Annotated in this window: 1 protein-coding gene; it reads right to left on the bottom strand. The window is 34.8% G+C overall.

Annotation, left to right across the window (positions count from 1 at the left end; genetic code table 11):
• Nucleotides 1–4: 4 nt before the first annotated feature.
• The coding region (locus AVBRAN9334_RS10155) for a flagellin (protein WP_336607749.1) at nt 5–287 on the bottom strand (283 nt) is incomplete at its 5' end.

A 287-nucleotide genomic window follows, 5' to 3' on the forward strand; every position in this document is an offset into this window, starting at 1 on the left:
ATTACTACTGTAATAATCTCATTACGTTTTGTTGAACAGCGTTAGCTTGGCTCATTGCATATACACCTGATTGAGCTAGGATTTGGTGTTTACTAAATGTAGCACTCTCAGATGCAAAGTCAACATCTCTAATATTACTTTCAGCTGATTTAACATTTACTTGAGTAACTGAAATATTATTAACAGTTGAAACAAGTTGGTTTTGAACAGAACCAAGGTCACTTCTGATTGCTTCAAGAGCTTTTTGAGCTGATTCAGCAATATTCATCATTGCTTGTGCGCCTTTT

Source organism: Campylobacter sp. RM9334 (assembly GCF_020138145.1).
Lineage (GTDB): Bacteria > Campylobacterota > Campylobacteria > Campylobacterales > Campylobacteraceae > Campylobacter_E.